Source organism: Bacillus cereus group sp. MG9, assembly GCF_040459995.1.
GTDB classification, from domain to species: Bacteria; Bacillota; Bacilli; order Bacillales; family Bacillaceae_G; genus Bacillus_A; species Bacillus_A mycoides.
Genome location: NZ_JARVHC010000001.1, coordinates 1,448,625 through 1,475,406 on the forward strand (window position 1 = coordinate 1,448,625; position 26,782 = coordinate 1,475,406).

Genomic DNA, 26,782 nt, shown 5'->3' on the forward strand with positions numbered 1-26,782 from the left:
AATATGTCATAATAGAGAAAAAGAATAAGTTTTGATGAGTGTATATGGCTCAATAAAGCGAGATAAAGGAGAGGAATATGAAAAATAATAAAAAAGGATTATGGGGAGTTATCGTTGCAATAGGGTTATTTTTACTATCTAAGTTAAAATGGGTATTTGCAATTTTTAAGTTAGCAAAATTTTCAACAGTATTTAGTATGTTTTTATCGCTTGGTGCATACGCAGTCATATATGGTTGGAAGTTTGGGGTAGCACTCGTATATTTATTGTTTGTACATGAGATGGGGCATTTATGGGCAGCGAGAAAGAAAGGGATACCAACATCGCCAGCAATCTTCATACCATTTATGGGAGCTCTTATTGGGATGAAAGAGATGCCGAAAAATGCAAAAGATGAAGCTTACATTGCATATATGGGACCTCTTTTCGGGTTGCTTTCATTTTTACCCGCGATCCCACTGTATATAATCACGAAAGAGCCGTTTTGGGCGCTTATTATTTTACTTGGAAGTATGATTAATTTCTTTAACTTAATTCCAGTTTCTCCATTAGATGGTGGACGAATAATTTCAGTTGTAAGCACGAAAATTTGGGGAGCAGGGCTAGTTTTACTACTCGGCTATTCTATTTACTTCAAAAGTATTTTAGGAGGATTTATTTTTATTATCGGCTGTATGGAACTATATAGAGTAATAAAGAGAGATGAGCCGATTAAGGAATTAGGATATAAAATCGATGGAATGAAAGAATATGCTGCTAGGCTTGAAGAGGAATTAAAAGAAACTGGTGCGGTGCATCGAACGATTTATATGATTCACCATGAAATGAATGTATTAAGACAAAGAGAACGTGAAAAAGAATTAAAAACAGGAGAACTTCAAAAGATTGAAGTGCTAGAGTACCTTTTACCAAAATTTGAGCCACTTGATTATGTCCCATATGAAGATGAAAAAGAAATGCATACAATTCATATAAGAGAAGCATTTGAAATGTCAGAAGGAAAATTAAATGAATGGGAAACAGAAAAGGAACAACAAGAAAATTATTATAAAGTCGATACGAAAACGAAATGGACAGTATTTGCTTGTTATATCGGATTAATGGCTATACTCGGTTATACAGCTTATGAAGGTTATGTTGTTTTACAAGAGCATTTACCAAGGAGAAGTTTGTAGAAAAATAGTGTCGAAATGAAAAGGAGGATTTAAACAGGAATTACATTTCTACGAGAGAATGTTACAAGTGTAACAGTACATTGTAATATTCATAGTAGAAAAGGGGTTCTGTATATGAAGAAATTGTTAAGTGTATTGGTAACTATTACTGTGATGGCAATAGCGAGCTATAGTCTTATGAAAGTACTATTATATTATGCGAATAAGTCTGCTGGAGTAAATACAGTAGCACAAATAGAAGAGGTGCAAGAGAAGAAGAAGACACTCGATTTTGTTCGTACGACACATGAAAGTTATAATAATTTCTTGAATTATGGCAAGGCAGAGAAATATACAGATGGGGATTGGAAACATTTTAAACAATGGTTTCAAGAGCAAGAAGCCTCTTTAAAAAATATACATAAAGAAATAAAAAATGAAAAAATAAAACGCGATGTGAATAGAAGTTATGAAATTGTAAAAAAAGGTGTGGAGCTTCAGAATATGGAGTATGTAATCTATGCTCATCGCGTATATCATGACTTGGATATACTTGTAAATAAATATAAAGGTGAGACGAATGTATGGGGGTATACCGAGTTTGGAGATGGGCAGAATATAAGAGTAATTGAACAAGCAATACAAACGAAGTAGTAGGCTAGCTAGAATTCTAGTTAGCTTTTTTTTGAGCACTATTAATGATGGCTAATTAAAATTTACTTAATATGTGCATTGTTCATATATTTTTCACAAAAACACCATGTTAATAGTGATTAAAATCACAATATGTATTATACAATTCAGTTAAACTAAAAACAGTTAAGGAAATAGAGGAGTGGGATACAATGTTAAGTGCAAAAACAATTGAAATCGTAAAGTCAACAGTACCGTTATTACAAGAAAAAGGCGTTGAGATTACAACGAGATTTTATCAAATTTTATTTTCGGAGCATCCGGAGTTATTGAATATTTTCAACCATACGAACCAGAAAAAAGGAAGACAACAACAAGCATTAGCAAATGCTGTTTATGCAGCTGCAATGTACATTGATAATTTAGAAGCTATTATTCCAGTTGTAAAACAAATCGGTCATAAGCATAGAAGTTTAGGTATTAAAGCAGAGCATTATCCAATAGTAGGTACATGCTTACTACGAGCGATTAAAGAGGTCGCAGGCGCACCTGATGAAGTTTTAAATGCATGGGGAGAAGCGTATGGCGTCATTGCTGATGCATTCATTAGCATTGAAGCGGGTATGTATGAAGAAGCTGCACATAAAGAAGGTGGATGGAAAGATTTCCGCAACTTTGTGATTGTTAAAAAAGTGAAGGAAAGCGACGTTGTTACATCATTTTATTTAAAACCTGAAGATGGCGGGAAAGTTTCTTCATTCATCCCAGGACAATATGTAACGATTCAAATAAATATTAAAGGTGAGACATATACACATAATCGTCAATATAGCTTGTCTGATGCTCCAGGAAAAGAATATTATCGTATTAGTGTAAAGAAAGAAAAAGGTGTAGATACACCAGATGGTAAAGTATCTAATTACTTACATGATCATGTAGGGGAAGGGGATGTCTTACCAGTAAGTGCACCAGCGGGAGATTTCGTATTAAATATGGAGTCAACATTACCTGTTGTACTAATTAGTGGTGGAGTAGGTATTACACCGATGATGAGTATGTTAAATACGTTAATTGAACAAGAATCAAAGCGTAATGTATGCTTTGTTCATGCGGCGATAAATAGTAATACACATGCGATGAAAGAGCATGTTGAGACAGTAGAAAAAGAGTATGAACAAGTTAAAGCATATACTTGCTATTCTTCACCGACAGAGCAAGATGTGGAAATGAAGAATTTTGATCAAGAAGGATTCATTGAACGTGAATGGTTACAAACTATTATTCCAACGACTGATGCAGAATTTTATTTCTGCGGTCCAGTACCATTTATGAAACATATAAATGCTGCATTAATTGATTTGGGTGTTAAACAAGAGAACATTCATTATGAATTTTTCGGTCCCGCAGCAAGCTTACAATAGGTTAACGTTGCCAAGCAAAAAACGAGGTATTATTTTACCTCGTTTTTTGCTTGTTCTCTAAGTAAGCGATTTACTGTTTCGCGGCGTACACCTATGAGCTGACCAATTTCAGTTTGTGTTAATATTTCATAAATAGGGATGTCACCTAAATAAAAGGTGAACCACTCTTGTAAACGATGAAGGCGCTCTTTAGGAGAGACAGTTGTCAATTGATCGATACGCTGTTGCATCATTCTTAACTTCGATTGTAATTGTATAGCGATATTTTCATATGATGCAGGATTTGCCTGAAGTTTGTCGTACCATTCATTGCTAATTATAGGCTCCACTTCTGTTTTCATTAAAGCGATAGCTGTACCGTGATATTCCTTCGGTGAAATTAAAGAATGGTGAGGTATCGTTTCACCAGGAACGATAATATTAAATAAAAAAGGTGTTCCGTCTTCTTCTAACCGAATAACTTTTAATAAACCTGTTTTTATAAAATATAATGGACCGTCCTCACCTTGACGGAATAATACATCTCCCTTATGTAGAATCAATGTTAGCCCCCCATTAAAACATTTCTATTTCTTATATTTTAGCGTATATGTATAAAGACAATATGCTTTTTAAACAGCAATTTCATTGACGAAATGTATGCTATTACAGTAGTATACTATTTAGTGTGTAATAGTACTAGCAATGAATACGCTGTAGGGGGTTTAGTATATTGTTAGATGCGATGAAGATGACGGATATGAGAATTCCGGCGAATGCTATCATTCATGTGGAAGAGATGAAAGGTGGAGTCGTTTTATCCGTTGAAATAGACGGCCAAATTATTTATACGATGGCTTATGATGAAGAAACAGATAGTTATGCTGAATTATATGATCGAAACGATAAGAGGGCGTGCCAGGTGCATGAAGACTTTATGGGATGGTCACTTCTTCACTAAAAAGATGTCAATATGACATCTTTTTTTATTGAATCGATAGATTATACAAAGAAATGAAATATAAGGATAAAATTTGTAATAAATGATTTTGCATTGTTAGCGCTTTGTAACTGTAAGATAACTGTTTTTTCGCTATCATAAAGATAACAGTCATAGCTATAGGAGTGATCAACTTGAAGAAATTACATATTTCAAATTTTATGCTATTAAGTGTTTGTTTAGTTTTATTTGTTCTCCTAGGAGCCTTTTTATATTCATGTGTATAAGAAAAAACGCATTCTAGAAAGAACGCGTTATAAAAATGAAGTAATGATTAATCTAGTTCCAAGAATAATTAATGTGATACGTAATAAATTAATTACTGCATTACCGCTTAATTTTGTGTTAATATAAGCCCCGATTTTTCCGCCAATCCATGCACCAGGAATAAGAATTAATGCATAAGCCCAGCTGACATTTCCTAGAGAGATGTGAGTTAAAGAACTTACAATTGCTGAGAGAAATACGATAAACATTGAAGTTGCTACAGCAATGTGTGCTGGGAACGCAAAAAGGAGCATCATCGCTGGCACAAGTAAGGCACCACCACCGATTCCAAATAATCCGGATATAAATCCAACTATAAAGGCAATAAAGATAGCGAGAAATGGTGGAAATTGATAGTCTACAGTATTTCCTTCGTTATCTGTAAAAGATCGCTTAATTACAGTCATATTTGATAGGGAAAGAGGTTTCAATTTGTCTCGTAGTATAAGAAGAATGGAGACGAATATAAGAAAAATCCCAAAGTATAAAGAAAATGTATCTTGGTTTAAAAATTTGTTTGCCCATGATCCGATAATACCACCAGGGCCACTCCCGATAAATAAAATAAGTCCACTTTTATAATCTACCCGTTTATGTTTCATATAAGTAAGGGTAGAAGCCAGCCCTGTAAAAACGACTGTTACCATAGAAGTTCCTACTGCGAGTTGTGGTGATAAACTGTGTAATCCAATTAATAACGGAACGATAATAATTCCGCCTCCAAGTCCGACTAGGCTCCCGACTGTCCCGGCGATTAATCCGATGAAAAGTAACATGATGTATTCCAAAATTGCCAACTCCTCTATATAACTTATCCATCAATCATTATACACGCTTTTTAATAAGAAATAGGCTTGTTCACAAAAAAGTCGTCTTCCTAGAAAAATAAGGAAGACGACTTTTGATTAAAAGATTAAGTGTAATAAGTAGTAAAATAATGCAGCTAAAGAAGCTGAAATAGGAAGTGTAATAACCCATGTAATTAACATGCGTTTTGCAGTTCCCCATTTTACACCTTTCACGCGATGTGAAGCACCAACTCCTAAAATAGAAGAAGAGATAACGTGCGTCGTACTAACCGGTAAGTGAATAAATGTTGCGCCGAAAATAACAAGTGATGATGATAAATCGGCAGCTACACCATTTACAGGACGAATTTTCATAATTTGTCCACCGACAGTTTTAATAATTTTCCAACCACCGACAGAAGTACCAAGACCCATTGCGATTGCACAAGATAATTGTACCCAGAAAGGGATATCGCCAGAAGTATGATAGTTATTGGCCATAAGAGCCATCGTAATGATTCCCATTGCTTTTTGTGCATCATTCGTACCGTGCGTATAAGCTTGTAATGCAGCGGTGAAAATCTGGAATATACGGAAGTTCTTGTTCGTTTTCGTTAAGTTAAAGTTTTTAAATACCACTTTAAAAATACTATATACGATGTAACCAATAACAAAAGCGATGATCGGTGAAATGATTAAAGCTTCAAGAATTTTTATAAACCCTTTATAGTTTAATGCGCTAATACCAGCAGCAGCAATTGCTGCACCAGCGATTGCGCCAATGATTGCATGCGAAGAACTACTTGGAATGCCATAGTACCAAGTGATCAAATTCCAGACTATTGCCGCAAGCAAAGCAGCTAAAATTACAAGAGAACCATTTTGCAAAGCAAACGGGTCAACAATATCTTTTGTAATCGTTTTTGCTACACCTGTAAATGTCATCGCACCTAAAAAGTTCATAATAGCTGCCATAACAATTGCATGTCTAGGCTTTAGAGCTTTCGTTGAAACAGCCGTTGCAATAGCGTTTGCTGTATCGTGAAATCCATTGATAAAGTCAAAAGCTAAAGCGCAAATGACTACTAAAACGGTCAGTATCAAGAGTGTATCCATGATCAAACTCCTTACGCGTTCTTCATAATGATTGTTTCTAATACGTTTGCAACGCTTTGACAGCTATCAGCTACTTCTTCAAGCTCTTCGTAAATCTCTTTAAATTGAATAATCTTAATCGGATCTTTCTCACGAGAGAATAAGTGCTTAATCGCATGACGGCGAATATCATCACATTGTGACTCGTAATCCTTAATCTTGATCGCATTTGTACGAATATCGACTAATTTCTTTTTAGAAAGTAGTTCAACAGAATTTGCAATCTCAATCGCACATTGATTAATTGCTTCAACGAATTTAATCATGTATTCATCAGCTTCTGTAATAGAATACATTTCGAATAGACCAGCACTGTGATCTAATCCGTCTAATACATCATCCATACTCATTGCAAGTTGTAGGATGTCTTCACGTTCAATAGGAGTAATAAACGCTTTGTTTAGCTCCATAATGATTTCGTGAATGAATGAGTCACCTTTTGACTCATACTCTTTCATGCGCATAGAAAACTCTTTTAAATCGCTAGCATTTTTAATTTTATACTCCACGAAAAACTGCGCGCCTTCTTTTAAATTTTCGGAAACGTTCATAAGCATTTCAGAAAATTTATCTTTTTTTGATTTAAAGACCATTATTGTTACCCCCACAAAAGTAATATATGTAAAATATATTGGCTAATCAATTCTAACAAAAAACTGTCGTTTTTTAAAACATTTTATCGAAAAGTTTACAAAAACTTAACATAACTCTCATTGTTGTATTAATAATATTAATACTCAACAATGAATATCTTACTTGTAGAATGTCCTTTTCTTGCAAAAAGTATGAATGTGAAAGAAAAGCTTTACACTATAGGAACGACTACGTTATTATAATAAATTTAAAAGGAGGTATATTCTTCCTTTTAAAAAGAAGAGTGTAAACAAATGAAGGAAGTGAACCAATGAAATTGAAGAACACTCACTTTAAAAAAACGCTTGAGTGGTTCAATAAGAGAAAGAAACTACGCAATTCATTAATTGTATTGGGAAGTTTACTTGCTACTCTATTTATTGTTGTAAATATAATAATTTCCATTCAAGATATATCTGAATTAAAACAAGCTGTTCCACAACCGACTTTAATTTATGATGCAAATAATGAAGTTGCGACTAAATTAGCTTCTTCTAAAACAGAAGGGGTCAAAAGGAAAGATATTCCTGATATTATGGTTCAAGCAATTGTTGCAGTAGAAGATAAGGAATTTTTTAGTCATCATGGTATTTACTATAGTGGAATTATAAGTGCTGTATTTAAGAACATTACAGCTGGTGAAGTTGTGGCAGGTGGTAGTACAATTACACAACAACTTGCGAAAAATGTATTTTTAACGCAAGACCGTACATTCTCTCGTAAAATAAAGGAATACTTTCTAACGAAAAAAATAGAACGTACTTATACGAAAGATGAAATTGTTGAAATGTATATGAATCAAATTTATTTTGGTGAAGGTGCTTGGGGGATAAAAAGAGCAGCTAAATCTTATTTTGATAAAGAAGTAAAAGACTTAACGATTTCAGAAGCTGCAACGATTGCAGGATTAATTAAAGCGCCATCTGCGTATTCGCCGTATAAAAACTTTAATAAATCAATTGAAAGACGTAATGTCGTATTAGGTTTAATGAAGGAGCAAGGATATATTTCTGAAGAACAATTTAACCAGGAGAAAGAATCAGGTCTTGTATTACGACGTGGTGTTGACGATAAATATAAGGGAAAATATTCTCAATACGTAGATTATATTGTTAGAGAAGCGATGGACAAGTATGAATTAACACAAAATGAAATTTTAGCAGGTGGCTATCGTATTTATACGGAACTTGACTCGAAAAAACAACAAGCGGTTGAAGATGTTGTGAATAATGATAGTTATTTTAAAGATAGTGGCTCAGATCAGCTTATGCAAACGGGAGTGGTCCTTATGAATCCAAAAACTGGCGGTGTTCCGGCTTTAGTTGGAGGCAGAGGTCCTTATCAATTTTTACAGTTTAATCATGCAACACAATTAAAAAGACAGCCAGGTTCAACGTTAAAGCCTCTTGCAGTGTATGTACCAGCGTTAGAACAAGGATATGAAGTATACGATGTCTTAAAAGATGAACCGTTTAATATTAAAGAATATGCACCACAAAATAGTGATCATACGTTCCATGGTAATGTGACGATGTATGAAGCGGTGGCAAAGTCATATAATGTTTCAGCAGTTTGGCTATTAGAGAAAATTGGATTAGATAAAGGATTGAAATCTTTAGAGCGGTTTGGTATTCCATTAGAGCCTGAAGACCATACGTATCCGATTGCTTTAGGAGGTATGCATGTAGGGACTTCACCATTTGTAATGGCTCAAGCGTATAGCGCACTTGCAAATGATGGTGTCCAAGTAGAAGCTCATGCCATTAGAGAAATCCAAAATGCTGAAGGGGAAACAATTGGAAAATGGTATAAGAAAGAAACTCGTGTGACGAACGAGAAAGTTGCCCAAAAGATGACATACTTATTAAAAGGTGTTATTGAAAGGGGAACAGGTGAAAAAGCGAAAGTTAATAATATCGATACCGCAGGCAAGACAGGGACTACCCAGCTTGTAAATGGACCAAGCACTGGTGCGAAGGATTCGTGGTTTGTTGGATACACACCGGATTTAGTAGGTGCGATTTGGGTAGGGTATGATAAAACGGATAGTGAGCATTATGTGCCAGGAGGCAGCCAAATTACAACGACAATGTTCCGGGATATTATGAAGAAAGCGAATGGAAATCCAACTCAAAAGGCATTTCAGTTATCACTAATACCTGAGGCGGATTATACAAAACAATTAAAAACGATTGAGGAAGAAAAACGAAGGAAAGAAGAAGAGAAAAAACGAAAAGAAGAGGAACAACAAAGAAAAGAACAGCAAAATGAATGGATAGATAAAGTGAAAGAGTGGATTCCATTTTGGTAAAAAAAGAGGCGAATAACGAGTTCGCCTCTTTTTTATGAGAAATGAGCGGTTTTATCTCGGTTCAAAATGTGGCAACAGAAAAGAAGTTAGGTGAGAATCGAGCTGCCTATAAAAATTTGATGGGTTTAACTTAATAATCCGTGGGGATGGGAAAAGCGCCACGGATTAAAGCTTCAGTTTATTTATTTAGCGTAACATTGGTCCTACCGAAGGATTGAGAATCATACGTGACGGTTATTATTCCTTTACTAATAGGTTCATATGGCAATTCCTCTTCGAAATTTCCAGTATTTTCATTATGGATAGAGAGTGTTATTTCATCAACGTCTTTATTTTTATATTGATCTTTAATCGTTTCAGCGATTTGAAGTAGGTTTTCATAACTAGAAGCTTCTGTAATAAGCATTCCTTTTATAACTTTTTTTTCATTTTGTGTGGAAGAGGAATACGGGATGTTGTTTTGTTTTGTATACAGAAGTTCGTATGGAATTGTTTTTCTTTCTGCTTTTGAAACATTTGAATAGTTTAGAGTTAAAAGAAACCCTATACATAAAATTATGCATACCATAAGAACAAACCAAAAACGTGTCAGTGATATAATTCGCATTGTCATCCCTCTTTCATGTCTTTGTCTTCACTATTCATCATACAAAAAGAGGATTAAGCTAGAGTAAATTTGAAGTAAAGAAACGTAAAGAAGGAGCACTTATCCTCCAAAATAAGTGCTCCTTTTTATTAAAAGAAAGATTTAACATACAATCAAAATAATACAAATTACTATAAATCAAACATTCTTGGTCGTTCAAAAATAAAATGAAAACTAAAATTAGTAAATTCGGAAGACTGATAGTGTAGCTGTTGTGTCACCAGTGTTAGGGATGGAAATAGTATTTACTGTAGGTTGTACAGAGATTGTTGTACCAGCTGTTAAAGTAACAATTGTGGAGAAAGAAACCGCACTACCGATAACGTTAGTTGAAAAATTACGAGTAGGTGGTTGACCGTTGAATGAAATACCGAATCCAAATGGTGAAGAACCCGGGAAGGTTGTAGATGCTGAGAAACTAATATCGTATACTCCTGTTTCTAAAATAGTTAAAGTATCTGAAGTGTCATTAAAAATGAGATTATTTAGTTCGAAAACTTGATTAAATTGGATATTCGTTCCAGGTGATATAGTTTGTGGATTAGAATTTCCTATTGCTGCTATAGTTACAGGGAGTGGTTTGCCCGATGGTCCAGTAGCCCCACGAAGTCCTTGAGGTCCAGTAGCGCCGGTAGCGCCAGTAACGCCACGAAGTCCTTGAGGTCCAGTAGCGCCGGTAGCGCCAGTAACGCCACGAAGTCCTTGAGGTCCAGTAGCGCCGGTAGCGCCAGTAACGCCACGAAGTCCTTGAGGTCCAGTAGCGCCGGTAGCGCCAGTAACGCCACGAAGTCCTTGAGGTCCAGTAGCGCCGGTAGCACCAGTAGCCCCACGAAGTCCTTGAGGTCCAGTAGCGCCGGTAGCGCCAGTAACGCCACGAAGTCCTTGAGGTCCAGTAGCGCCGGTAGCGCCAGTAACGCCACGAAGTCCTTGAGGTCCAGTAGCGCCGGTAGCGCCAGTAACGCCACGAAGTCCTTGAGGTCCAGTAGCGCCGGTAGCACCAGTAGCCCCACGAAGTCCTTGAGGTCCAGTAGCGCCGGTAGCGCCAGTAACGCCACGAAGTCCTTGAGGTCCAGTAGCGCCGGTAGCGCCAGTAACGCCACGAAGTCCTTGAGGTCCAGTAGCGCCGGTAGCGCCAGTAACGCCACGAAGTCCTTGAGGTCCAGTAGCGCCGGTAGCGCCAGTAACGCCACGAAGTCCTTGAGGTCCAGTAGCGCCGGTAGCGCCAGTAACGCCACGAAGTCCTTGAGGTCCAGTAGCGCCAGTAACGCCACGAAGTCCTTGAGGTCCAGTAGCGCCGGTAGCGCCAGTAACGCCACGAAGTCCTTGAGGTCCAGTAGTGCCGGTAGCACCAGTAACGCCACGAAGTCCTTGAGGTCCAGTAGCGCCGGTAGCGCCAGTAGCCCCACGAAGTCCTTGAGGTCCAGTAGCGCCGGTAGCACCAGTAACGCCACGAAGTCCTTGAGGTCCAGTAGCGCCGGTAGCGCCAGTAACGCCACGAAGTCCTTGAGGTCCAGTAGCGCCGGTAGCACCAGTAGCACCTCCACCAAGGCAACCAGAGCCATATTTAACTAAAATGGTTTGGATTTCTATAATCAGCTTAATAAGTTTGTCTATAGTACAGCAATTAACTTTAAATAACTTAGCGATATACAGTAAAAAATTAAGCAGGCTTTGCAGTTCAACGTATAATGCTCCGCACGAGAAAGGTTTTGTTTTTAGAATAGTTAATAGGTGAGTAATAATAGAAGTTCCGATTTTTTCTTGTGCAGGTGATAAGTCTAAACATTTGAGGGATTTTTCTAGATTATCTAGGGTAGCTATAAGTTTATCAATATTACTTTGAGAAGGATTTTGGAATATATCTTTAATATTTTGTCCAAGAGCTTGAAGGATTTTAATAAATTCTTTAAGTTCAGATTTAGAGATGTTAATAAAACTACAAGCCCGGACTTCGCAACAATCGTTACCGAAGAATACGTTCCCTCTATTTTTATTGTTCATCTTTTCATTCCTTTCTTTTATAGAATAAATAGTCTCAATATAATAAAATGAAAATAAAACTAAATTCGTGATGGACAAACTACTATTTCAAAAAAAATAAGGGTTTTACCTACTTAGTAAGGGGAATTAAAGAGATTGAAAGATTTCTATCTAGCAAAAGGCTGATTAGTTAGGGTTAATAAGCAGTAGGAGATGCAAAAAACGCTGATTAAAGTTTCATTTTGTATAGTTTTTTAGGAAAATGATGAGTTAAACAAAAACAGTGGGGGCAGTTAAAAACTGCCCCCACTGTTTTTGTTTATCGACACTTTAACTATCTCTTTTGGGCAACGATGGGATAGATATTGTAAAAGTTGTCCCACTGTGATTACTAGTAACTTTTAATGTACCGTTATGATTTTGAATAATTTTCTTCGTTACTGACAAGCCCAGTCCTGTTCCTGAATCTTTTGTTGAGAAGAATGGATCAAAGATATATTCTTGAATAGCTGGAGGAACCCCAGTTCCGTTATCTGTGAAAGTAATCCGAACAAAGTTATCTAGGCGATAACTAGAGATTTGAATGGAAAGAGGTCTTTCGCCTCGAGCATCGATAGCATTTTGAAATAAATTTAAAAAAACTTGCACAAGTTCATGACGATCGATATTGACAAGTACACCATCTAATTCCGTAGAAAATTCATAGTCAATAGAAATATTGTGTAAAAAAACTTCACTAGCAAGTAGTTGTTGAATATATTCGCGTAAAAACGTATTGATGGGAAAAGGTTCTCTAGTAAATTCACGTGTTTTTGAAATGGCTAAAAATTTTGTGATAATACTATTTGCACGATCTAGTTCAGGAATGAGTAGACTTTTAAACAATTCTTTATTGGATGGAGAAACGTTATCTTGTAGAAATTGCAAGTATCCACGTACCGTTGTAAGGGGATTTCGTACTTCATGAGCAATCCCAGCTGCGATTCGTCCTGCTAATGAAAATTTTTCTGCATCACGTTCTGTGTTTAAATAATGGAAGACACTAATAACTCTAAAAATCTCTCCGTTATAATCCCGAATAATTCGATTGTTTAAAATACCATAGTTTTTGTCTAACACTTCTTCATTATATATTTCTGTTCCTGTTCTTAATGTTTCAATCGCTTTAATTTGTTCTTCTGGCAAGTTTAGTAATTGTTGAATTGGCTTTCCAATTATATCATTTCGTACTACACCAAAATCATCTGCTGCAGCTTGATTACATAAAGTTATATTTCCTTTACTATCAACAAAGGTGACATGATGTGAAAAAGCATCAAAAATATGAACAAAGTATGTTTCAAGTTGTTCAAATAAAAATAATGAATCGCAAGTAAGTTGAAAATCAGCCTTTTTATTCTCTTTTTGTATGTTTTGAATGGAATGAGTCGTTCTCGTTTTCTTTATTTGTAAACCAATATGTGGATTTTTGTATGTGAAATGATGTGGTAATTGATTCACAAGCTCTTCATATAACCGCACTTTATTTTCTAGTTCTTCTATTCGTTTTTCATGAGATACAATATCATCGTTTGGAAGCATAAATAAATAACCCCTCAATTTAAAAATTCTTCCATTTAGTATATCATATTTTTATACGGATACTCTTAAAGAAGGGGCTACTTAATGAAATTGATTAGCTGAAATGTCCGGGAAGTGAGTAGAATGGATAGAAGGTGAAGTTAAAAAGGGAGGGATATATTTGCTTTTCATTGGAGTGACAGGGTGGGGAGATCATGATTCTTTATATATAAATCCCTATGAAAATAGAAATAAATTGCGAACTTATAGTGAACATTTTCCCATTGTGGAAGTAGATAGTTCATTTTATGCGATACAACCTTCGCGGAATTATACAAAATGGACGATGGAAACGCCGAAAGATTTTTCTTTTATAGTAAAAGCCTATCAAGGAATGACAGGACATATGAAAGGGGAAATCCCTTTTTCTACGTTCGATGAGATGTTTGATGTGTATAAACAATCCATTCTTCCTTTAATAGAAGCAAATAAATTAAAAATGATTTTATTTCAATATCCACCATGGTTTGATTGTAAAGTGAAAAATGTAGATTTACTTCGATACACGAAAGAAAAAATGGAAGATTTACCATGTGCAATAGAATTTCGAAATCAAACATGGTTTTATCCAGAAATGAGAGATAAGACGTTACAGTTTTTAGAAAAAGAAAACTGGATTCATACAATTTGCGATGAGCCTCAGGCTGGAATAGGATCAGTACCGCTTATATTAGAGGCAACAAACTCGGACATGGCGTTAATACGTTTTCATGGCCGAAATGTTCATGGTTGGCTGGATAAAGGAGAAAATTGGAGAGCGGTTCGCTGTTTATATCGTTATAATAGTAAAGAATTGGCGGAATGGGTAGAACGATTAGAGCGATTGAAAAAGAAGACGAAGGATATATTTGTATTGTTTAATAATAATTCGGGCGGAGATGCAGCGGATAATGCGAAACAGCTTATGAAAATGATGAACATTACATATGGTGAGCTGAAGCCTGAGCAATTAAATTTGTTTGAATGATGATAAACAAGAAAGGCACTGTACAAACAGGGGGAATGTACAGTGCCTTTCTATATGAAAAAGAGGGGTAACAATGTTACTGAGCGTTTGGTTGATTCATCAATTGTTGGCTTCATAATAAATGATAATGGTTATCATTATCATTGTCAATGGTTTTTCGGAAAATAAGTAAAAAACTTTTTATCCCGCTATTTGCGGCAGTAAAACTCCTACCTCAAAATTCGGCTGGAGCAAAGAAGTTAGGTGGGAGCCCTGCTGCCCGTAAACGCCCGATTGGTGAAGGCTAATAATCAGTGGGGGATGAACAAAACCCCCACTGATTAAAGTTTCACTTTATATTTTAAATAGTAATAAAAAAAGAACAGCAATTACTGCTGTTCTTTTCCATTGATGATTTGTTGTAAATCAAAAGGAGTTATCGCTTGGATAAATTCCTTTGAGATAAGTGTTTGAACGAGAGTGCTTTCAGAAATTGTAGCACCTGTTTTCTTTTCATAAGATTTCTTTAATAAATCAAGTTTTTCAGCCGTTTCTTTCGGTAATTCAATTGTTAATGTGTTCATAATTTCTCCCCCTTACTATTAGAGTACCACTACAGTATAGGAGAGACAAGACAAGAAAAGAGAATATGAAACATAAAAAAGGTTACCAAATTTACAAATGGTAACCTTTTTATGTATAAGAGTTATTAAGCAATACCGATATACTTTAAAGTTTTGGATGGAGTACTGTGATCAAAGAAGTGTTGTAAAAATGCAATATCAACACCTGATTTGTATGCACAATAGCCCCAAGTTTTTCGAAGTGTATGTGAGCTAATCCCTTCTAATCCAACTTCTTTTGCAGCTTTGTTTAAAATGTACCATGCATGTTGTCTCGTAATAGACTTTGTTCCTTTTTGAGACTTTAATAATGGTTCATTACGTTTCCAAGTTTTACGTTCTTTCATGTAGTCTTCGATTGCGTGCTGTAAGTCTTCATTTACAGCAAACCATTTATGTTTCTTTACTTTTTCATTGTAAAATAAAATGGAATGGCGAACATTTTCGTCTTCATCGATTACATCACTAACTTTTAATTGTAAGATTTCACTTACTTTTAAGCCAGAATTTACAGCTAATACGAATAATAAGCCATCACGTTTCGAAGATTGTAAAAGTATATTTTTGATAGTTTCTAATTGTTTTTCATTTTGAATAGGTTGTCCTGCTTGTTTCATTTCACGCACTCTCCTCTTTTATATGTGTAAAGGAAAGGATTAACTTGTTTCTTACTATAAAGGGAGAGTGTGAATTTCATGTGAACTCCTAGTGAAATTAAGACAAATTATTTGACTTCTTTTACTTTTTGTAAATTAAAATAAAATACAACGCTATTAGTGGTATTATACACGCCGTATTCAGCGTGATGGAGATCTAAAATGTTTTTCACAATGGATAACCCAAGGCCAGTACCTCCAGTATGACGGCTACGAGAAGCGTCTAAACGGTAGAAGCGATCCCAAATTTTTTCAAGGCTTTCTTCTGGAATAGGATTACCTGTGTTTTCAATTTTGATTTTCACTGTATCTTCCGTTTCTATAACAGAGACGTGTATTTTTTCACCATCTGGAGTATATCGAATTGCATTGCTAAGTAAGTTTACAACGACTTGCTCAATACGGCTACGATTTGCTTTAACAAATAGAGAAGAGTCAGCATGGATGTCTACTTGTAAATGTTTTTCCTCCATGCTAAATAATAATTTTGTATAGACTTGTTGAATTAATTCACCGATCGAGAATGTCGACATTTCTAGTTTGTACGTACCTGATTCTAGTTTTGCTAATTCTAACATTTCAACAATGAGCCTGTTCATATTATCTGTCTCTTCCAAAATAACATTTGTATAATATGTCGTATCTTTACTTACGCCATCTTGAATACCTTCAGCGAAGCTACGAATAACACTAAGTGGTGTTTTTAATTCATGAGATACACCAGAAATGAATTCTTTTCTCGTTTTTTCCAATTGACGTTCGCGTTCAATATCTTGTTGTAATTTTGTATTGGCAACATTTAATCGGTCGATTCGATCTTTTAAATTTACAGAGAGTGTATTAATACCACTTGATAACCCGCCAATTTCATCGTCTGCCGTAACAGGTAACTTCTCGCTAAAATCAAAGTTTGCCATTTTTTTTGTAACACGATTTATCTTAATTAATGGTTTAACAATGATTTTTGAGTAGTAGAAGGATAACAAAATAATAACGAGAAACACGATAATTAAGGCATAGACATAATAATCTTTTAAAACGAGCATCGCTTCATTAACAGGTTGTAAAGATGCTATCACAAAAGCGTAATCCTTAATTTTTCCGTTTTCCATAATAGGCTTTACAAAGACACTGTTTTTTATATTTTCCCCACTATCTAAAATATACGTGTTTAATTGATTTGAATTAGAAGTACCTTGTCTAATAGTACTTGCAAAATATTCAACAGCTTGTAATGTTTCAAAATCATTTGCAAGGCGAACCTCAGATTTGGAAGGGATATGTAATTTAGATATCACACCGGTAAAACTGATCTGAGACGTAGTTTTATATCGATTTGTGAGTCTATTTTTAGAGGGGTTACCACTAATTGATTGAAAATCAGAATTGCCATTTTCATTTCGCCATCGATTATAATTAGTCGTCAGTTCTAGTGGCGTTATTATATTATCTTGTAAAAATCCCTCTACGTGAATCATGCCCTCTTTTTTTAAGCCTAAATTTTCGAATTTATTATATTCTTCGGGTGTTAAAAGATTATTAAGTGGGATGGAATAGGTTTTATTGTTATTAGGGTTAATTACCTCAATGTAGTAATTGTTTTCACTTTTAATAATGCCGTTAGAATCTAAAAATTGCATTTCAGCATTCGTTTTATCGTGAAATTCTTGTTTTAGCTTTCTGATTTCCTCAAAACTTTTGTCGCTTTTTTCATAATTATCTACGAATTTTTCAAAAGCCGTTTGAACGGTTTTTATTTTTTTATTAATATAAAACTTCTCTAAAAATAGAGATTGTCCAAGGAAAAAAAGGAGAAATATGATTGTAAATAAAGTTGATGTTAATAAAAATAGTTTAAAGACGATGCTTCTGTTCTTCACTGTTTCACCTCGTATGAAAAATACTGTAATACAAATGATTTCTTAATTATAACAAAGGTTACAAAAAAGTAGAGGAGATAAATCTGTCTCTCTCTAAAGTAGTTTTTTATAGAAAGTCACATAAAGAGAAGGTGCAGTGACTATAGAAGTATTTTAGCATAAAAAAGAACTCGCCAGACGTATGACGAGTTCTTTAGTGTACTATTGCTGAATTGCTGCATCTAAAGCGATTTCAATCATTTCGTTAAATGTAGTTTGACGCTCTTCAGATGTAGTTTCTTCACCAGTGAAGATATGGTCGCTTACTGTTAATACAGATAATGCATTTACACCATATTTAGCTGCTAATGTGTAAAGAGCAGTCGTCTCCATCTCTACTGCTAATACACCGTAATCTGCAAGTTTTTTAACCATGTCCATGCTCTCACGATAAAATACATCTGCTGTTAATACGTTACCAACACGAACGTGTAATCCTTTTTCTGTTCCAGCATCGTAGGCTTTCTTTAAAAGATCAAAGTTTGCAGCAGGAGCAAAATCAAAACCCGGGAATGTTAAGCGATTCATATTAGAATCTGTACAAGCCGTCATCGCAATAATAACGTCACGTACCTTAACATCTTTTTGAATTGCACCACATGTCCCAACACGAATTAAATTTTTCACTCCGTAGCTTTGAATTAATTCGTTTACATAAATAGAAATAGAAGGAACACCCATGCCTGTACCTTGAACAGATACACGCTTTCCTTTGTAAGTTCCAGTGAAACCTAACATGCCACGCACGTTATTATAACAAGTAACATCCTCTAAAAATGTTTCAGCAATATATTTTGCACGTAATGGATCACCAGGTAATAGAATAGATTCAGCAATTTCGCCTTGTTTTGCTTCAATATGTACACTCATGAAAAATCCTCCTTATAATGTATTGATAGAAATCAATATCATTTGCATTATACACTACGACTCCTTTCAATTAAAATCTTTTTTATTTGTAATATGTGCAAAAGAGGAGGATTTCATAAATCATAATCTAGAATATATATTTAAGAGGTTTTGCATGGATAAAGAAAATAAAAATGGTAGGTGATATTTTGAAAAATCTTGTCATTGGGCTTATTGCACTAGTACTTATTGTGGCAGGAGGATTTTACATAAAAAAATATCAAGAAACTGTAGAAACGACCGGAGATGTTCAAGAAGTGAAATGGGATGTGAAAAATAAAAAGGGAAATGAAAAAGCCGATATTTCGTTTCAATTGCTAAATAAAATGAATAATGAAGTTCGTGGTGTGAACGATCAAATTCGAGCAGTGATAGTGGATGGGAATTTGAAAAACATACAACAAACGAAGCCTATATTTGCTGGAAATGGATCGTATAAGCTATCTTCAGATGTAGCAAAAGGTGAAGGGTACACGATATTTTTGTATGAAAATGAAAACAAGTCCGTGGAATCATTTGCTAAGAAAGATTTTGGTGAAGAGAAAAAGGAGACAAACAAGGACAAGAATAAAAAGAAGCTACCTGTCGATACTGTACTTACAAAAAATATAGGAGAGCATCAAGTGTCTCTTTTATTTGGTGCATTACATCCGAATGAGGCAACGACATTAACATTTCAGTTTCAAGCGAAAAAGGGAGAAAAGCTGAAATTAAATTCAGGGAGAGGCGAAGTCAACGCGCTATATATCGTTGATGAAACGAGGGGACATTTTTTATATGCCATTCCTGTTGATACGGATGAGCAATTACAATATCGTATTACATTTCCAGAAGAAGGAACATATAAAATATGGGGGGATTTCTATATAAATGGTAAGAAGTATGAAAAGGAGTTTAGTATACAAGTGCAAAAACGAAAAAACAGCTAAGTACTTAGCTGTTTTTTCGTTTTCCTATTAATTTTGTTACAGAGAGCATTGTAATTGGTAAAGAATGATTCTTTCGAAATGCTAAATACTTTCCACTCCATGCAGGTTTGTATTTTTCTTTAAAATGTCGTAAACCGCTGAAGCTATATGTGTAACGAACGTTATTAAATATTGCAGCAGCAACTCGTTCAGACCAGAACGATTGCGTTGATAAACCGACATTTGAGAGTGGTGCCATACCAATATTAAAGGAATGGTATTCATTTTCTTTTGCCCAGTGGAATAAGTGGATAAAAATTGCATCCATAATTCCGCTAGGGGCATCTGGATAATAACGCATTAAATCAACAGATAATATGCCACTTTGATATACTGGCATAAAGGTTGTGAATGCAATGATTTTTCCTTCTGCATCAGATAATGTAGCGATAGGGGCACGACTAATATACTCACGATCGAAGTACCCAAGTGAAAATCCTTTCTCTTTTTTTCCGCCGAGCCAAGCATCAGAAACTTTCTTTAATTCCTCGTATAATTCGTCTGAGAATGGTGGCTGATGAATAGAGAATGTATAACCTTCTCGTTCAAAACGGTTGAAAGTGGCTCGCATACCAGCACGTTTCTTTCCTGTTATTGTAAACGTATTTAAATCAACGACAGCCTCTTCACCAAGTTTAAAGAAGTTGTAGCCAAAATCGTGGTATAAGCTCATCCATTTGCTTTCAATTTGATAGAATACGCAAATATACCCAAATCGATCAGCTTCAGTTAAAAATTCTTGCAACACAGTGCGGTAGGAGGATGGATCACCAATTGGATCACCTAGTACAACAAGACGCTTTCCAGTAATTGAAAAGAGAAGAAGTGCTTTTCCGTCACTACTGAAGAAGAACTGTTTATCTCCTAAAAAACCTAAATGACTAAGTACATTCCCGCCATGTTCATCTAAGAAGTTTTCTAACCTTTTATCATTAGCTGGTTGCCCGGGAAATTGACTACGGTAACGATTGGCAATTAGTGAGCCGATAAGTAAAAAAGTAGGAACGAAAAAGGCTGCTGCTAATGCACTTCGTTTAACTTGTGTAATATTTCGAACGACAAAATCAGGTTGGAACGCTTCTTTTGCACCCGCAAATAAAATACCTAAGTTTTTATATAAATATAGCGTAAGTAATAAGAAGATAAATACTTTTACGATATCAGAAAGTGAGACTTCCATTTTCTCGCGTATAAATCTTTTACGAAGCATATACAACACAGCAAGTACGATTAATAAAATAAAGGTTTCTTCAATGTCAATTCCTTTTAGGGTATTAAAGATTGCTGCTCCAATTAAAGAAACAATCGTCATATAGTAAGAACGCTTTGTTCCATAATATATGCCTCGCGAAAGAATCAGGAGGAGAATACCGAATGTTAATGATAAGCTAAAAGAAAATTGAATAAGGTGCTTTGGAGCTAAAATATGTAAGGCGTGAGCTCGATTTATACTAGTCGGTAAAATTGTTGATAGAATAACCATTAAGCCAGCGAATACTGTTAAAGCGGCGGATGCCCATGAACCTAATTTCCCTAAAAAATCACGTTGTAAAGTCCAAATTACACCAGTTGTTTCTAACGCAGGTGCAATAAATGGTTTATCTTCAATTTTTTTTATGGCAGCTCCTGTCATTTCAAAGGCTGCAAAAATGAGACCTAGGCAGAATGGTAAGATGTAATAGACAAGTCGGTATAATAACATAGCAGGTAGTAATACGCCTGTATCAACGCCGTATTGTCCTAGTCCAGTTAAGAAAACAAGGTCAAATGAACCAAGGCCACCAGGAACAAGACTTACGACACCAGCTAAAGCAGCAATTACGTAAACACCTAAAAACTTTTGAAATTCGATATCAATTCCAAACAATATTAAAATGACGTACATAACGATACCGGCAGATACCCACTCGACTAATGAAACTAATGAATATAAAACAGTTGGATTTTTCTCTTCTTCTTCTTCCTCTTGTCCGTCTAGCTGTTTTGTTTTTCTATTTTTAATTTTAGAAAACCCAATATATATAGGAACGAAAAGAGCAAAGAAGATAAGAACAGGCCATAACCACGGTTTTTCGTGCAGAATAAAACTAGTGTCTAATATTCCAATAAGGCCGAGGAATGACAGAATGGCTAATCCGTTAATAAAAGCGGTTGTCATCCAAGCAATACTTTTAATAAGTTTTCCATTATCTTTTATATGCGGACGATATAGCATTGTACGTACACCGGCACCAACAAGACCACCAAAACCGATAAATCCATTTAAAGTGTTGGCAATCCATGAGATGCGGAAGATCTTTTGTACAGGTATATCTGCTTTTAAGTAACGAAGCATAACAAAGTCATAAAAGAACATTGTTGAAACGGCAAATGCACCGAGTGTAATCGCTAAAAATACCCCACCAGTTGGAATGTTTTTAATTGTTTCAATTGCTTCTAAAAAAGAAATGCCTGCTAATTCTTTTTTAGCTTGAAAGAAAACAATTGTTAAGACAACAAATGGGAAGATTATTTTCCCGATTTGTAAGAAACGTTTCCATGAAAACGACATAAATACAACTCTCCTTGTGTAAGAAAACTGAGACAATAATATTATTATGACAAACTTCAAGAAAAATAAAAAGGTAAATTCCTGTATAGGGAAGCTATTTTTTATATAGGTTATATTTAAAAGAATATTTCGTTTATTAGAAAATTGAGTTAAGATAAGGTGAAAGAAGGAAGAGAGGGGAAGTAGATGATTATAATAGGTTATGCAGGATATGAGTTAGAAAAAGCAAAACCGAATACATCAGAAGATTTTTTTAATAGATCTGAAGTAACATATATATTAAATAATCAAGAGAAAACCTTTTCTGTCTTATATGTTCGATATTTTGAAGAAATTTTACAAGAAATTATCCCTTTTGAAGGAAATCCAGTTTATAAAGTAGAAGAACAAGACGTATATTTACGAGATATTGTAGCGATCGCTTGTTTAGTGAAGGATAAAGAGCTACGCGCGCAGAAGCGCTTGTATCTCAATGAAGTAACAGACTTTCAACGATACTTTGATGAGGGAACAGTGGTGAAAGTACAAGAAATATTAGCTGAATTACATAAAAATAAAAGAGTAGAAATAGCGTAAAACGGCAAAGGAGAGAGAAGCCATGTCTAATTTGATGGTTGAAAATCAAACAGAACAAGTTTCTATATTTTTAGAAGATGTAATTTCCTTGATAACTAATTATGTAAATTATCATACGTTACCTTCTTTATTGGAGGAGACACCAACAGGAAACGAGCAATACTATAAAGGGATATTAGCATCAATAAGAAGACTTCTTGTTTTTTGTGAAGAAGGACTTGATGCATGTTTTGTTTTGTTGAATAGCCAACCATTTCGAAAGACCGCAGCTGAAACAGTTTTATATAAGATTTACCATCAAGTAATTGCAGAGTTTTTTTCGCCAAAGAATGATCATTGGTATGAAAATAGTCGTTCTGCTTATACAGGGAAAAATTCTATTGTTTTTCAGCAAATCCCCCCTGGATCTATAGAACGAATGATGAAGGATTTAGAAGGGGAATTTCAATTGATGCGTGAAGAACTAGAATATTATGAGACAGATTACCAAACAAAAATGTTGCACAAATATTAATTAAGGAAAAGAAGCTAAGGATACTTAGCTTCTTTTCCTTTTGTCCAGTTATATAAGGGATTTTAATTGAATATAGTTAAAGTGGATAGCATCAAGGAGGTGTGACATGAGTCAGCAAGGTGTATTTACAGATTACTTTCATGAAGTAGAAAGCTGGTGTGAAAGTGTTCTTCAAGTATTAGATAGCCGTGCAATGGAAGTGTATGATGTCCATATGCTTGCTTATAAAATTCAAACGTTATTAGAGCGTATGAAAGAGCATGAATACGACACAGATGCCGAGTTTATGTATGAAATAAGTGATGATGTAGAACATATTCAACACCATTTACAGGAAGTATTTATGCAAGAAGGAGAGGAATATGAACTATGTGAAAGAGGGGATAGCGAACGAGCTGTTCCGATTGGGGGGCATACCCTTCCGCCATTACCTTATCCATATAATGCGCTAGAACCGTACATTTCACGAGAAATTATGATGTTACACCATGATAAACACCATCGTAGTTACGTGGAAGGATTAAATAAAGCAGAGAAGATGATGGAAGAAGCGAGAAAAACAAATCAATTTGATTTAATTAAGCATTGGGAAAGAGAAGCGGCTTTTCATGGATCAGGTCATTACTTACACACGATATTTTGGAATAACATGAAAAAAGATGGTGGTGGAAGTCCGAGAGGGGCTTTTTCACAACAAATTGAGCAAGATTTCGGAAGTTTTTTACGTTTTCAAAAGCATTTCACGGAAGCCGCTTCTAAAGTGGAAGGTTCAGGATGGGCAATTCTTGTATGGGTACCCCGTTCAGGAAGGTTAGAAATTTTGCAAAGCACGCTTCATCAATTGTTTACACAGTGGGATACGATACCACTCCTTGTACTGGATGTATGGGAACATGCGTATTATTTACAATATCAAAATCGAAAAGATGAATATATTAAAAATTGGTGGAATGTTGTAAATTGGCCAGATGTAGAAAAGAGATTTGAAAGTGCGAAGCAAATTGAATGGACACCGTATTAGACGCATATCTCATGCGTCTTTTTTAGTGGAGGTGGAAGGAAGATTTCGTTCATATTTTAAAAGGCCAAGCATACACTTGTACAAAAAGTGCCAAAAGGACGTGGGGGGAAATATGAGACGAATTTGTATAATAATTACGCTAATTATAATGTACGCAAGCGTTATGCCAATTCCTGCATATGCAAAAATGAACGGTGGTGTTAGTGCTCGTAACGCAGTCTTAATGGAACAACAATCCGGTCGTGTGCTATATGGGAAATTAGAACATGAGCCACAAAAAATTGCTAGTATAACAAAAATTATGACAGCATTGTTAGCTGCTGAATCAGGAAAAATGAAAGAGTTAGTATCGGTAAGTAATGAAGCGGTACGAGTAGAAGGATCGGCAATTTATTTAAAACCTGGACAAAAAGTTAAGTTAGAAGATTTAGTTTACGGATTAATGCTTAGATCTGGTAATGATGCAGCACAAGTAATTGCTGAAAATGTGGGAGGGAGTATAGAAGGATTTGTATATTTAATGAATGAAAAGGCGAAAGAAATCGGAATGAAAGATACGCATTTCTCAAACCCGCATGGCTTGGATGGGGATGGATCACATTATTCGTCGGCTTATGACATGGCATTATTAACGAAATATGCAATGGGGAACGAGACCTTTAAGAAAATTTTTGGAACAAAAACGTATAAATCAGATTCTTGGGATTATCCGTGGAAAAATAAACATAAGCTTGTGACATCTTATTATGAATTTGCAACAGGGGGAAAGACAGGTTTTACGAAGAAAGCAGGACGGACGCTTGTCACAACAGCTTCAAAAGATGGACTAGATTTAATTGTCGTAACTTTGAGTGCTTCTAGTGACTGGGATGATCATATGAATTTGTTTGATAAAGGCTTTGAACGCTATAAGCAAGCGAAAGTTTTAGGACAAGGCGCACTCGCTGAAATAAATGAAAAGAAATATGCCAATCATGTTTATACGAAAAATAGTTTTTCTGTACCTTTAACTGAAGAGGAAAGAAAGAGCGTGTTATTGAAAGTTGAGCTCGATAAAAGTGCAAAACTTACGGATGGAGTAAAGATTGGGAAGACAGAAATTTATGTAGGGAACGAGAAAGTTGGAGAACGAAATTTGTTTTACAGTAAACGAAAGTTAGTAGCTACAACGGGAATGTATTGGAATAACGTGAAAGAAATCTTCTCTTACATGATAGGTGTTGGGATAGATGGTTAATCTCGTATGGGCAGCGATGGCAGTTATAGGGATTGTGTATGCCATGATAAATGGAACGATGGAAGAAGTGACCAAAGCAGTGTTTGAAGGGTCAAAAGATGCTGTAACGATTTGTATTGGACTTATTAGTGTTTTAGTATTTTGGCTCGGTTTAATGAAAATTGCTGAGGAAGCTGGATTGTTAAAGAAGTTAGTATCACTTTTTATGCCGATAGTAAAAAGATTATTTCCAGAAATACCGAAGGATCACCCGTCAATGGGATTCATTTTATCAAATATGATGGCGAACTTTTTTGGGTTAGGTAATGCAGCAACACCTTTAGGTATTAAAGCAATGGAACAACTGAAAGAGTTAAATGGTGGAAAGGATTCAGCAAGTCGTTCTATGGTGACGTTTCTAGCATTAAATACTTCAGCGATTACATTAATTCCGACTACTGTCATTTCGATTCGAATGACTTATGAATCAGCAAACCCTACTGAAATCGTTGGCGTAACATTTATAGCACAAGTGTTATCGATGATTGGAGCGATTTGGATTGACCGCTATTTTTACCGGAGAAGGAGTAGAAAGGGGCGGAAAAAATGAGTATTGTAAATACAATTTCATTATGGGTAATTCCTTGTGTAATTGGTTTTATCCTTTTGTATGGCACGATAAAGAAAGTTCCAACGTACGAATCGTTCGTTGAGGGCGGAAAAGAAGGGATTCAAATTGCGGTTTCCATTTTGCCGTTTATGGTTGGAATGCTTGTATCTATTTCTATTTTCCGGGCATCAGGTGCTTTAGATGCGATGATATCGGTAATGAAGCCGGTGTTAGACTTTATTCATGTACCAGCCGAAATCGTTCCACTTGCACTTATACGTCCGATTTCGGGATCTGCTGGTTTAAGTATTACGACCGACTTAATCGCTACATATGGGCCAGACTCGTTTATTGGTAGGTTAGCTTCAACGATGCAAGGTAGCACAGATACGACTTTTTATATATTAACAGTATACTTTGGGGCTGTCGGTATTAGAAAAATGGGAGATGCATTAAAGGTAGGACTTTTTGCAGATTTAATCGGAATTATTTGTTCAATTGTGTTTGTTTCCCTATTGTTTCGGTAATGCTATTCATTTTTTGCGCTATTTAGCTTATAATACGTATACGACCACTATTAACGTGTAGTTTAATAGTGGTTTTTTTATGCGGTGTTTTTGACAAAATGATGAACTTTTAGCGTGGACAACATGAAAAAGTGTAAACAATAATAAAGGGTGAAAACG

At 35.4% G+C, this 26,782-nt stretch carries 26 protein-coding genes; 14 read left to right on the forward strand and 12 right to left on the reverse strand.

All coding sequences use genetic code 11. The features are described 5' to 3' along the window. Nucleotides 1–77: 77 nt before the first annotated feature. The 3 genes from QCI77_RS07455 (at nt 78) to hmpA (ending at nt 3,208) form a co-directional block, all read left to right on the forward strand. A complete protein-coding gene (locus QCI77_RS07455) occupies nt 78–1,175 on the forward strand; it encodes a site-2 protease family protein (RefSeq protein ID WP_113770091.1) in 1,098 nt (365 codons plus the stop codon). A 114-nt stretch (nt 1,176–1,289) separates the two neighbouring features. Further along, on the forward strand, nt 1,290–1,808 hold the full coding sequence (locus QCI77_RS07460; protein ID WP_012260624.1) for a hypothetical protein: 519 nt from the start codon (nt 1,290–1,292) through the stop codon (nt 1,806–1,808). Nucleotides 1,809–1,999: 191 nt separating this feature from the next. Then, complete coding sequence (gene hmpA, locus QCI77_RS07465; protein WP_113770090.1) at nt 2,000–3,208, forward strand: NO-inducible flavohemoprotein; 1,209 nt, start codon at nt 2,000–2,002, stop codon at nt 3,206–3,208. A 29-nt stretch (nt 3,209–3,237) separates the two neighbouring features. Here the strand turns inward: hmpA and QCI77_RS07470 are convergent, their stop codons facing one another. Then, entirely contained in the window at nt 3,238–3,750 is a 513-nt protein-coding gene (locus tag QCI77_RS07470) for a Crp/Fnr family transcriptional regulator (protein ID WP_002086692.1), read from the reverse strand. Between the two features lie 170 nt (nt 3,751–3,920). Here QCI77_RS07470 and QCI77_RS07475 point away from each other — a divergent pair, with 170 nt between their 5' ends. After that, nucleotides 3,921–4,148 (forward strand): hypothetical protein, encoded by a 228-nt coding sequence (locus tag QCI77_RS07475; RefSeq protein ID WP_000883004.1) that lies wholly within the window; start codon nt 3,921–3,923, stop codon nt 4,146–4,148. Between the two features lie 293 nt (nt 4,149–4,441). On the opposite strand, the gene QCI77_RS07480 is transcribed toward QCI77_RS07475, so the two are convergent. From QCI77_RS07480 to QCI77_RS07490, 3 genes are all read right to left on the reverse strand, one after another. Next, nucleotides 4,442–5,242, reverse strand: coding sequence for a sulfite exporter TauE/SafE family protein (locus tag QCI77_RS07480; RefSeq protein ID WP_002086690.1), 801 nt, complete (start codon nt 5,240–5,242; stop codon nt 4,442–4,444). Between the two features lie 117 nt (nt 5,243–5,359). Next, nucleotides 5,360–6,358, reverse strand: coding sequence for an inorganic phosphate transporter (locus QCI77_RS07485; RefSeq protein WP_002030715.1), 999 nt, complete (start codon nt 6,356–6,358; stop codon nt 5,360–5,362). An 11-nt stretch (nt 6,359–6,369) separates the two neighbouring features. After that, complete coding sequence (locus QCI77_RS07490; RefSeq protein ID WP_000231445.1) at nt 6,370–6,990, reverse strand: DUF47 domain-containing protein; 621 nt, start codon at nt 6,988–6,990, stop codon at nt 6,370–6,372. A gap of 311 nt (nt 6,991–7,301) precedes the next feature. Here QCI77_RS07490 and QCI77_RS07495 point away from each other — a divergent pair, with 311 nt between their 5' ends. Further along, nucleotides 7,302–9,341, forward strand: coding sequence for a transglycosylase domain-containing protein (locus QCI77_RS07495; RefSeq protein WP_113770089.1), 2,040 nt, complete (start codon nt 7,302–7,304; stop codon nt 9,339–9,341). Between the two features lie 178 nt (nt 9,342–9,519). On the opposite strand, the gene QCI77_RS07500 is transcribed toward QCI77_RS07495, so the two are convergent. The 3 genes from QCI77_RS07500 to QCI77_RS07510 form a co-directional block, all read right to left on the reverse strand. Continuing rightward, complete coding sequence (locus QCI77_RS07500; protein WP_002168802.1) at nt 9,520–9,948, reverse strand: hypothetical protein; 429 nt, start codon at nt 9,946–9,948, stop codon at nt 9,520–9,522. Nucleotides 9,949–10,167: 219 nt separating this feature from the next. Next, on the reverse strand, nt 10,168–11,988 hold the full coding sequence (locus QCI77_RS07505) for a Gly-Xaa-Xaa repeat protein (protein ID WP_353824713.1): 1,821 nt from the start codon (nt 11,986–11,988) through the stop codon (nt 10,168–10,170). Between the two features lie 309 nt (nt 11,989–12,297). Next, nucleotides 12,298–13,548, reverse strand: coding sequence for an ATP-binding protein (locus QCI77_RS07510; protein WP_002030719.1), 1,251 nt, complete (start codon nt 13,546–13,548; stop codon nt 12,298–12,300). 160 nt (nt 13,549–13,708) lie between these two features. Between QCI77_RS07510 and QCI77_RS07515 the strand changes: the two genes are divergently transcribed. Next, nucleotides 13,709–14,554 (forward strand): DUF72 domain-containing protein, encoded by an 846-nt coding sequence (locus tag QCI77_RS07515; protein WP_113770088.1) that lies wholly within the window; start codon nt 13,709–13,711, stop codon nt 14,552–14,554. Nucleotides 14,555–14,703: 149 nt separating this feature from the next. After that, a complete protein-coding gene (locus QCI77_RS07520) occupies nt 14,704–14,841 on the forward strand; it encodes a hypothetical protein (protein WP_003188136.1) in 138 nt (45 codons plus the stop codon). Nucleotides 14,842–14,922: 81 nt separating this feature from the next. Here QCI77_RS07520 and QCI77_RS07525 read toward each other — a convergent pair whose 3' ends face one another. The 4 genes from QCI77_RS07525 to deoD all read right to left on the reverse strand — a co-directional run bounded on the left by QCI77_RS07525 (nt 14,923) and on the right by deoD (nt 18,601). Further along, nucleotides 14,923–15,117 carry a DUF3924 family protein gene (locus tag QCI77_RS07525; protein WP_002011737.1) on the reverse strand — a complete coding sequence of 65 codons (195 nt, stop codon included), beginning with the start codon at nt 15,115–15,117 and terminating at the stop codon, nt 14,923–14,925. 125 nt (nt 15,118–15,242) lie between these two features. Beyond that, nucleotides 15,243–15,773 (reverse strand): tyrosine-type recombinase/integrase, encoded by a 531-nt coding sequence (locus tag QCI77_RS07530; RefSeq protein WP_000806230.1) that lies wholly within the window; start codon nt 15,771–15,773, stop codon nt 15,243–15,245. A gap of 107 nt (nt 15,774–15,880) precedes the next feature. Then, nucleotides 15,881–17,692 carry a sensor histidine kinase gene (locus QCI77_RS07535; RefSeq protein WP_002030723.1) on the reverse strand — a complete coding sequence of 604 codons (1,812 nt, stop codon included), beginning with the start codon at nt 17,690–17,692 and terminating at the stop codon, nt 15,881–15,883. 201 nt (nt 17,693–17,893) lie between these two features. Beyond that, nucleotides 17,894–18,601, reverse strand: coding sequence for a purine-nucleoside phosphorylase (deoD, locus tag QCI77_RS07540; RefSeq protein ID WP_000110704.1), 708 nt, complete (start codon nt 18,599–18,601; stop codon nt 17,894–17,896). A gap of 173 nt (nt 18,602–18,774) precedes the next feature. On the opposite strand from deoD, the gene QCI77_RS07545 reads away from it, so the two are divergent. Further along, nucleotides 18,775–19,569 (forward strand): hypothetical protein, encoded by a 795-nt coding sequence (locus QCI77_RS07545; RefSeq protein WP_044438004.1) that lies wholly within the window; start codon nt 18,775–18,777, stop codon nt 19,567–19,569. 4 nt (nt 19,570–19,573) lie between these two features. On the opposite strand, the gene mprF is transcribed toward QCI77_RS07545, so the two are convergent. Continuing rightward, on the reverse strand, nt 19,574–22,159 hold the full coding sequence (gene mprF / locus QCI77_RS07550) for a bifunctional lysylphosphatidylglycerol flippase/synthetase MprF (protein WP_002030726.1): 2,586 nt from the start codon (nt 22,157–22,159) through the stop codon (nt 19,574–19,576). A gap of 186 nt (nt 22,160–22,345) precedes the next feature. Between mprF and QCI77_RS07555 the strand changes: the two genes are divergently transcribed. From QCI77_RS07555 to spmB, 6 genes are all read left to right on the forward strand, one after another. Beyond that, entirely contained in the window at nt 22,346–22,735 is a 390-nt protein-coding gene (locus tag QCI77_RS07555; RefSeq protein WP_002030727.1) for a hypothetical protein, read from the forward strand. Between the two features lie 22 nt (nt 22,736–22,757). Continuing rightward, the gene (locus QCI77_RS07560) at nt 22,758–23,249 is read left to right on the forward strand and encodes a YpuI family protein (RefSeq protein WP_113770087.1); all 492 of its coding nucleotides are present in this window, start codon (nt 22,758–22,760) and stop codon (nt 23,247–23,249) included. Between the two features lie 106 nt (nt 23,250–23,355). Next, complete coding sequence (locus tag QCI77_RS07565; RefSeq protein WP_002030730.1) at nt 23,356–24,270, forward strand: superoxide dismutase; 915 nt, start codon at nt 23,356–23,358, stop codon at nt 24,268–24,270. A 112-nt stretch (nt 24,271–24,382) separates the two neighbouring features. After that, nucleotides 24,383–25,507, forward strand: coding sequence for a D-alanyl-D-alanine carboxypeptidase family protein (locus QCI77_RS07570; protein WP_002086664.1), 1,125 nt, complete (start codon nt 24,383–24,385; stop codon nt 25,505–25,507). Continuing rightward, nucleotides 25,500–26,096 carry a spore maturation protein SpmA gene (gene spmA / locus QCI77_RS07575; protein ID WP_002086662.1) on the forward strand — a complete coding sequence of 199 codons (597 nt, stop codon included), beginning with the start codon at nt 25,500–25,502 and terminating at the stop codon, nt 26,094–26,096. Before QCI77_RS07570 ends, spmA begins: the two co-directional genes overlap by 8 nt. Continuing rightward, nucleotides 26,093–26,623 (forward strand): spore maturation protein SpmB, encoded by a 531-nt coding sequence (gene spmB, locus QCI77_RS07580; protein ID WP_113770085.1) that lies wholly within the window; start codon nt 26,093–26,095, stop codon nt 26,621–26,623. The genes spmA and spmB overlap by 4 nt, the downstream gene beginning before the upstream one ends. Nucleotides 26,624–26,782: the final 159 nt, after the last annotated feature.